This is a genomic window from Nocardiopsis halophila DSM 44494, assembly GCF_000341245.1.
Taxonomy (GTDB): Bacteria; Actinomycetota; Actinomycetes; order Streptosporangiales; family Streptosporangiaceae; genus Nocardiopsis_A; species Nocardiopsis_A halophila.
The window spans coordinates 1-7,733 of sequence record NZ_ANAD01000227.1; the positions used below are offsets into that span (position 1 = coordinate 1).

Here is a 7,733-nt window from a genome sequence, read left to right on the forward strand (position 1 = left end):
CGGGGCGGGGTCTCCGATCGCGCTGCAGCGGTCGCGCCGCTCACAAGGACGCGGCCGAAAGTTCCACCACTCCAGCGGGCACGACCGGGGCGGGGGCGGTCCTCCCGTGAACGGGGCGTGAGGCCCCTGTTGCCCGGTCCGCCGCCGTGCCAATCCCGGATGGCGCGATCCTGGCCAGGATTTTAGGACGACACGCCAGCGCCATAGGAGTGCTCCGAAACCCGGCCCACGGTGTGCTTCCGTTAGGCCGTGCGGCCCCGCCGCCCGGCGCGGGCCGGGACCCGAGCGCACCCGAGGGGGAGCGGTGATGAGCATGAGGACTCGCATGGTGCGGATAACTACCCTGTGTTACGAAAAGATCACTCACCGAAGTACCGGTGGTCGGCGTCCGGGCACTGCGGCCCGGGCGACGGCCCTCTTATCGGCGCTGCTCGTCCTCGGCGCCACCGAGGCGGTGGCCGCCCCGGCCGCGCCCGCCTCGACGGTCGCGCGCACGGCGGTCGGGCACGCGCTCGACCAGGTCGGCAAGCCCTACCGGTACGGCGCCGCCGGACCGCACGCCTTCGACTGCTCCGGGCTCGTCACCTGGGCCTACGGAAAGGCGGGGCGCACCCTCCCCCGCACCACCCACGACCAGTACCGCCGCGGCACCCCGGTGGCACGCGCGAACGCGTCCCGGGGGGACCTGGTCTTCTTCTACTCCGGCCCCTCCCACGTGGGCATCCTCCTGGGGGACGGCCGCATGGTGCATGCGCCCAGCGCCGGAAAGACCGTGCAGGTCGTGCGGCTGGCCGACTACTACCAGGCGCACATCGCCGGCATCCGCAGAGTCGGCTGATCCCGGCCGCCGATAGGATCCGCCCTTCAGCGTTGTGCAGCGCGGCGCCCTCGCCCCGACCCGTGGAAAGCGGCTCCCGCCCGCCGTTAAGGTGTGCCTTCCGTATCGCGGAGACACAGGTGTGCGCAGGCCGGGACAGGAAGGGGCGCGGGTGGGGCGGACGGGCGGTCCCGAGGCCGTGTGCGTCGGGGAGACCATGGCCGTGCTGACCCCGGCCGACGGCGCGCCCGCCGACCGCGGGGGAGACCTCGCGGTCGGCGCGGGCGGCGCCGAGGCCAACGTCGCCTCGGGGCTGGCCGCGCTGGGGCACCGGGCGGCGTGGGCCGGGCGGCTGGGCGACGACCCGTTCGGGCGGATGGTCGCCGCGGAGCTGCGGGCGCGCGGCGTGGACACCGCCGCCGTCGAGGTCGACCCGGCCCGGCCCACCGGGCTGTACCTGAAGGACCCCGACCCGGCCGGGAGCCGGGTGCACTACTACCGGACCGGATCGGCCGCCTCGGCGATGGGCCCGCGGACCCGGCTGCCGGAGGGGGCCCACCTGGTGCACGCCTCCGGCATCACCCCGGCGCTGTCGCCGGGGTGCTCGGCGCTGATGGACCGGCTGCTGGCGCCGGACCGGCCGCACGGCGGCCCGCTGGTCTCCTTCGACGTCAACCACCGCCCGGCGCTGTGGAGCGCCGAGCGGGCGGCGCCGCGCCTGCTGGAGCTGGCGGCCGCGGCCGACGCGGTGTTCGTGGGCGCCGACGAGGCGGCCCGGCTCTGGGGCGCCGGAGGCGCCGAGGAGGTCCGGGCCCTGCTTCCGGGGGTGCCGCTGCTGGTGGTCAAGGACGCCGGCGACGACGCGGTGTGCTTCACGGGCCGCGACCGGGTGCGCGTGCCCGCGCTCAAGACCGAGGTCGTCGAACCGGTGGGCGCGGGGGACGCCTTCGCTGCGGGGTTCCTGTCCGGCCTGCTTCGGGGCCTGCCGGTCCGGGAGCGGCTCCGGCTCGGCCACCTGATGGCCGCGTCCTGCCTGCGCGCGCCCGGCGACACGGCGCCCCCGCCCCCGCCCGGGATCCGCGACCGCCTCCTGGCGGCGGACGAGCAGGCATGGCGCTCGGCCGTGCTCTGAGCGCTCCCGCGGCGGCGGGGAAGCGGGAACGAGGACGGCGGCCGCCCGGAGACCCGTGTGTTTGGTTAAGCCGCGGTGACCGTCGAATCCGGCGGCCCCGCCTGCAACGTGGAGAGCGACACCGTGGACCGGCCTGGACGACCGGCCTTGGGCGGCCCTGACCGGCCCCCGGCACGGGGGCCACCCCCGCGTACACCCCGCGCCGGGAACGCGGTCCGATGGTGATCCTCGCCCGCGGAATTAAGAGGTACATGAGAAAGGCGCCCGTGCAGGAGGCGGACCCGGGCGGCGGATGGGGCGATCGATGCTCATCGGCGCCTCTTCGGGGGACGGCCGCCGCCGTGCGCACCCGCTCGGCTCCGGGTGTCGATCCGGGGAGGCGGGTGAGAGTTCCCTGAGAGAACCCCTGCGGCGCGTGTCGCCGCAGGTCCGGGGCGAGTAGCTTCGGTGGGGTGAGTGCAGGAGCAGGCCCCGCGGACGGGGCGCGGGTACTGGTGGTCGAGGACGAGCCCGCGGTGCGGGACGCCGTCGCCGACGCCCTGGAGATCGAGGGCTACCAGGTGCGGCGGGGCCCCGCCGGNCTGGAGGCGGTGCGCGCCTGGCCCCCGGACGCGATCGTGCTGGACGTGCTCATGCCGTTCATGGACGGCATCACCATGTGCACGCGGCTGCGCGGGCGCGGCGACCGCACCCCGGTCCTGGTGCTGACCGCCCGCGACGCGGTCAGCGACCGGGTGGAGGGGCTGGACGCGGGCGCCGACGACTACCTGGTCAAGCCCTTCGACCTGGACGAGCTGCTGGCCCGGCTGCGGGCGCTGCTGCGCCGCGCCCGCCCGGAGGGCGGACAGCGCCTGGGCTACGGCGACCTGACCGCCGACCCCGGCGGGGGCCGTGCCCGGCGCGGGGACCGGTCCATCGAGCTCACCCGCACCGAGTTCGCCCTGCTGGAGGTGCTGCTGCGCAACGCGGGCCGCGTGGTGCCGCGACCGGTGATCGCCGACCGGGTGTGGGGCTACGACTTCGGGCCGGGCTCCAACTCCCTCGACGTCTACATCGGCTACCTGCGGCGCAAGCTGGAGGCCGGGGGCGAGCCGCGCCTCGTGCACACCGTGCGGGGCGTGGGCTACGTGCTGGAGGACCGGGCCGGCGACGCGGACGGCGCCGGGCCCGCCGATGGCTGAGCGGGGGTTCTGGCGCCGGTGGCCGCTGCGGGTGCGGCTGGGGGGCGGCNCGCGGCGGTCGTCGCCGGCACCGCGGTGGCCTACGCGATCATCGGCCACCAGCTGCACGAGTCGCTCGACCTGAGCCTCAAGCGCGAGGCGGTCCGGGTCCAGCGGCAGGTCGACGACGCCGAGTGGCTGGGATCGGGCGAATGCGTCTACCTGACCGCCCCCAGCTGTGTGCAGCTCATCGGAACCGACGGCACGGTGGAGCCGCCGCAGTCCGACGACACCCCGTGGGTGCCCCGGCGCGCCTTCGACGTGGCGCGCGGGGAGTCCGGGCCGTTCTACACCGCGTCGGGGATCGGCGACATCCCGGTGCGGGGGTATGTGGCGCCGCTCGGCGAGGGGCGGGCCGTGCAGGTGTCGGTGCGGGCCGACGGCGTGGAGCGCTCGGTGCACGAGGCCGGTGTCCGGCTCGCGGCGGCCGGGGCCGCCGGGGTCCTGCTGGCGGCGGTGCTGGGGTACGCGGTGGCGCGCACGGGGCTGCGCCCGGTGGGGCGGCTGACCCGCGCCGCGGAGACCATCGCCGCCACCCGCGACCCCCGGCACCGGATCGACCTGGCGGGCGGCGACGAGCTGGCGCGGCTGGCGGGGAGCTTCAACACCATGCTCGCCGAGCTGGAGGCCTCGGCGGCGGCCCAGCGGCGCCTGGTCGCCGACGCCTCGCACGAGCTGCGCACCCCGCTGACGGGGCTGCGCACCACCGTCGACCTGCTGGCCCGGGACCTGCCGCCGGACCGCCGCGACCAGGCCGTGCGAACGCTGCGGGCGCAGGCGGCGGAGATGACGGGACTGGTCAACGACCTGATCGAACTGGCGCGCGGGGAGCGGGTGGACCGCGCGCCGGAGGCGGTGCGCCTGGACGAGGTGGTGCTGCACTGTGTGCGTGCGCAGCGCCGGGACCGGCCCCAGGCGCGGTTCACCACCGAGCTGGAGCCGGTCCTGGTGGAGGCGGTGCCCGACCGCATCACCCGGGCGGTGGCGAACCTGCTGGACAACGCGGCGAAGTTCGCCCCGGAGGGGGAACCGGTGGAGGTCCGCCTCCGGGGCACCGGTGGGGCGGAGCTCACCGTCCGCGACCACGGACCGGGCATCCCGGAGGAGGACCTGCCCTACGTGTTCGACCGCTTCTACCGGGCCCCGTCGGCCCGCAGCCTTCCGGGGTCGGGGCTCGGCCTGGCCATCGTCGCCCAGGTGGCCGAGGCCTCGGGCGCGGCGGCGACGGCCGAACGCCCCGAGGGCGGCGGAACCCTGATGCGCCTCACCTTCCCGGAGGCGACACGACCGGACGAGGACGGCAACCCGCCGACGGAGACCGGTCCGGACACCGCCCCCGCCGCCGACGAATGACCCGCCCGGCCCCCGTCGCCCTCGTCGTGAACAGTGACCATTGCCGACCGGTCCGACCGCCCCCGAAGGTCGCCTGCGATCGTGGGGCATTCGGGGGGCAGGACCTAAGGGGCGGCGCCTCATGCGCTCATGATGCCGAGTCCGTTGCCGAGTCCTTCGGCCGTCCGTTGAGCAGGTGGACGACCCCCGCCGGGTTCCTGATCCAGTGGGCCTGCGCATCGGTGTCCTCGAAAGGTTCGACCTCGTCGCAGGTCGGGGTGCCCGCGCCGGCCAGGTGGGCCGCGGCGGCGGGGACGTCGCTCGTCCGCAGTTCGAGCCACAGGTCCGATCGGCTGTAGGCGTCCACACGGTCCAGCCACAGTGTGACCGGGCCGAACTCCACCGAACACGTCCGCGCCACGGACGGCGCCCCCGTCGCAGGGTGGTCGGTGACGGGAAGCCCGAGCGTGTCCCGGTAGAACCGCACGGTGTCCTCGTAGTCGGCTTTGGGGATCTTCATCGCGATGTTGACCCCGCCCTCGAAACGCACGTTGCTCTGGTCGCTCATAGGGCGACGTTAGACGTGGGCGCCGACGGTTCACGGTGAGCCGGTCAGCGAGGGCCTCCCGGCGGCTGGAGCGGAGCGGTCGCGGCCGTGGCGCGCCGCCGTTCCCGGGTGGGACGCGGTCCCTCAGCCCAGGACGATGGCTCCGGCCAGGACCGGGACTCCGAAGGTGACCGGGCCCGTGCCGGTCGCGTCGGCCTTGCCGCCCTGGCAGCTCGTCCCCTTGTAGAGGGCGAAGCGCGTCGTCCGCTCGGTCTCCACCGACACCACGCCGCCCTGTTCGGCGTCGAGCCGGCGGCAGCCGCCGCCCTCCACCTGCTGGCGGTGGCCGGACTCGAACACCACCACCGCGCTGCCCGGGCCGCCCCGCGTTCCGGCCTTCGCGCCGGCGATGGTGGCGGACATGGTGGCGAGGTTCGCGGAGCGGATCGGCACGGCGCATCCTTCGAGGGTCCGAGGGCGGGATCGGGGCCGGGGTCGGCGGTCACTTGCCGTAATTATCGGTCGCGGTGCGTGATTCGCCGGTAGTGGTTCCTGGTGTGTCGTCCGATTCCCCGAAGCGTCGGGAACTTCGCGCGCCCGATTCGCGTCGGAAGGGCGTAACGTCGGAAGGAAACGTGACCCCCGGCGGCGCTGAGAGGAGGGAGCGCGGGCATGGCCTTCATCTACGCCCTGTTCACCGCGCTCCTCCTCGGTCCCGCCGGAGCCGCCTTCGACGTCCCCGGCCTCTCGGGCGGATCGGCCCCCGAACTCGGAGCGTTCGCGCTGCTGGCCGTCGTCGCCATCGGCACGGCCCTGGTCTGCGCCGTCGTGCGCGCCCCGGCCGCCTGGGCCCTGAGCGACCGCGGCGAGGCGCACCGCGGCTCCATGCGGCGCCGCTCGGCCGCCGCACCCGTCCCCCCGCAGCGCGACCCCGACGCCGCGGGCAAGCCCCGACCGCGGGCTCCCGGCGCGGCCCCCGCGGCCGCCTGACCGCCGCCCCGTGCGGCGGCCGCGCGGCCGTGTCCGGCGTCCACCTGCCGACCCGCCGCCGAGGGGTTACCCATGTACACGTTCGGACCGATCGCCGCCGCCATCGCGGCGACCGCCACCGCGGTCTCCGCCATCTCCGCCCTGCTCGCCCCGGTGCTCGGGGCCGCCGCGGCCGCCGCCGCGATCATCATCCTGACCGCCCTGGTCCGCCTGGCGCTGCTGCCGCTCGCCCGCGCCCAGGTCCGCGCCGAGAAGCAGCGGGCCCGCCTGGCCCCGCGCATCCGCGAGCTGCAGCGCAAGCACGGCAAGAACCCGCAGCGCCTGGTCGAGGAGCAGCAGCGGCTCTACGCCGAGGAGGGCACCTCGCCGCTGGCCGGCTGCCTGCCCATGCTCGCCCAGACGCCGGTCTTCCTCGTCCTCTACGGCCTGTTCGTCAGCCCGGAGGTGAGCGGCGAGCCCAACCACCTGCTGGAGCGGACGCTGGGCCCGGTTCCGCTGGGCTCCACGCTCGGTGACGCCCTCGCCGCCGGTCCCGCCTCGGTCGCGGTCTTCGCGGTGCTGATCGCTGCGGTCGCCGCGGCCGCGTGGGCGTCCCGCACCTGGCTGACCGTGCCCGCCCTCCGGCAGCAGGGCCGGCACGGCCAGCACGGCGGGGACGGCGCCCCGGCGCTCCCCGGCATGGGGCTGATGACCTACCTGCCGTTCATGACGGTCGCCGTGGCCGGCTTCGTCCCGCTCGCCGCCGGCCTCTACCTCCTGACCAGCACGGCGTGGACGGTGGGCGAGAGGGTCCTGCTCAGGCGCCTGGTCGGCGCCTGACCCCGGTGCCGCGGGCGGGGGCGCCGGAGGAGCCCTACATCTCCACGTCCACGCAGGCGAGCCGGTCCCCGGCCTTGCCGGCTTCGCCCTGGCCGGTCCTGGTGTGCTCGGCGTGGACGACCAGCGACTTCATCTCGCCGGAGCGCGGCGTCCAGTCCACGTCGGCCTCGGAGTCGGCGTTGCCGTCGGAGTCGGTGGTGAAGTCGAGCCACACCTCGTTGTCGTCGTTGGCGTACTCCGGGTCGGTCGACGGCTGCTCGGGGTCCTCCTGGTCCTGGTAGTGCGGGCCGGAGTCGTCGGGCTGCTCGCCGCAGGCGCCGGTGTGCATGTGGGCGCCGTACTCGCGGTCGGGGATCAGCCCGGTGAGGCGGGGNGGAGAAGCCGGTCCCCCGGTCGTCGCCCGCGTCATCGCCGTCCTCCCCGTCCTCCCCGTCCTCGTCCGGGGCGACGGTGAGCTCGACGCCGGCCCCGGGCGGGACCGCCTCCTCGTCGTAGGTCACGGCCCTCGCCCCCTCGGAGTAGGGCTCGAACTCGGCCGAGACCTCGGCCGAGGGCCCTCCGGTCGTGTCGGTGCCGCTCTGTTCGGCGCCGGGGGAGGGGGAGGAGGTGTCCCCCTCGCCTCCGCCCCCGTACCCGCCGCCTCCGTCGGCGTCGCCGCCACCGCCGCCGCACCCTGCCGCCAGCAGCGGGACCAGTGCCAGTCCGGCGATCGTTCGGGTCAGATCCACGTCGTCCACCCCCGGGAGAGTTCAAGCCGAATCGCTCTGTCGCTGAAAGTAGCTACCCGGATGCGGCGAGCGACACGCGGGCGGTCCCGTGCGGGGGCGGCGGGCGCGCCGCCTCGTACTGCAACGACAGGTCGATCGAGGAGCCCAC

9 protein-coding genes are annotated in these 7,733 nt (G+C 75.6%); 6 read left to right on the plus strand and 3 right to left on the minus strand.

Features of this window, described 5'->3' with window-relative positions:
• The first annotated feature begins 307 nt into the window (after positions 1–307).
• From D450_RS0124740 to D450_RS35780, 4 genes are all read left to right on the plus strand, one after another.
• On the plus strand, positions 308–838 hold the full coding sequence (locus D450_RS0124740; RefSeq protein WP_241483279.1) for a C40 family peptidase: 531 nt from the start codon (positions 308–310) through the stop codon (positions 836–838).
• Positions 839–989: 151 nt separating this feature from the next.
• Complete coding sequence (locus D450_RS0124745) at positions 990–1,949, plus strand: sugar kinase (RefSeq protein WP_017541314.1); 960 nt, start codon at positions 990–992, stop codon at positions 1,947–1,949.
• Between the two features lie 494 nt (positions 1,950–2,443).
• Complete coding sequence (locus tag D450_RS31220; RefSeq protein WP_017541315.1) at positions 2,444–3,130, plus strand: response regulator transcription factor; 687 nt, start codon at positions 2,444–2,446, stop codon at positions 3,128–3,130.
• Between the two features lie 534 nt (positions 3,131–3,664).
• Positions 3,665–4,522 (plus strand): HAMP domain-containing sensor histidine kinase, encoded by an 858-nt coding sequence (locus tag D450_RS35780; RefSeq protein ID WP_449289484.1) that lies wholly within the window; start codon positions 3,665–3,667, stop codon positions 4,520–4,522.
• Between the two features lie 127 nt (positions 4,523–4,649).
• On the opposite strand, the gene D450_RS0124760 is transcribed toward D450_RS35780, so the two are convergent.
• Both D450_RS0124760 and D450_RS0124765 read right to left on the minus strand, forming a co-directional pair.
• Positions 4,650–5,069 (minus strand): VOC family protein, encoded by a 420-nt coding sequence (locus D450_RS0124760; RefSeq protein WP_017541317.1) that lies wholly within the window; start codon positions 5,067–5,069, stop codon positions 4,650–4,652.
• A gap of 123 nt (positions 5,070–5,192) precedes the next feature.
• The gene (locus D450_RS0124765) at positions 5,193–5,501 is read right to left on the minus strand and encodes a hypothetical protein (RefSeq protein WP_017541318.1); all 309 of its coding nucleotides are present in this window, start codon (positions 5,499–5,501) and stop codon (positions 5,193–5,195) included.
• 219 nt (positions 5,502–5,720) lie between these two features.
• On the opposite strand from D450_RS0124765, the gene D450_RS0124770 reads away from it, so the two are divergent.
• Positions 5,721–6,038, plus strand: a complete 318-nt coding sequence (locus D450_RS0124770) for a DUF6412 domain-containing protein (RefSeq protein ID WP_017541319.1) — start codon at positions 5,721–5,723, stop codon at positions 6,036–6,038.
• A 72-nt stretch (positions 6,039–6,110) separates the two neighbouring features.
• Complete coding sequence (locus D450_RS0124775; protein WP_017541320.1) at positions 6,111–6,857, plus strand: YidC/Oxa1 family membrane protein insertase; 747 nt, start codon at positions 6,111–6,113, stop codon at positions 6,855–6,857.
• Between the two features lie 34 nt (positions 6,858–6,891).
• On the opposite strand, the gene D450_RS34990 is transcribed toward D450_RS0124775, so the two are convergent.
• The gene (locus D450_RS34990) at positions 6,892–7,266 is read right to left on the minus strand and encodes a superoxide dismutase family protein (protein WP_017541321.1); all 375 of its coding nucleotides are present in this window, start codon (positions 7,264–7,266) and stop codon (positions 6,892–6,894) included.
• Between the last annotated feature and the right edge of the window lie 467 nt (positions 7,267–7,733).

What these genes read in the sequence shown, in the direction of transcription:
- D450_RS0124740 (WP_241483279.1), top strand. Translation starts at nt 308, where the DNA reads ATGAGCATGAGGACTCGCATGGTGCGGATAACTACCCTGTGTTACGAA.
- D450_RS0124760 (WP_017541317.1), bottom strand. Translation starts at nt 5,069, where the DNA reads ATGAGCGACCAGAGCAACGTGCGTTTCGAGGGCGGGGTCAACATCGCG.
- D450_RS0124770 (WP_017541319.1), top strand. Translation starts at nt 5,721, where the DNA reads ATGGCCTTCATCTACGCCCTGTTCACCGCGCTCCTCCTCGGTCCCGCC.
- D450_RS0124775 (WP_017541320.1), top strand. Translation starts at nt 6,111, where the DNA reads ATGTACACGTTCGGACCGATCGCCGCCGCCATCGCGGCGACCGCCACC.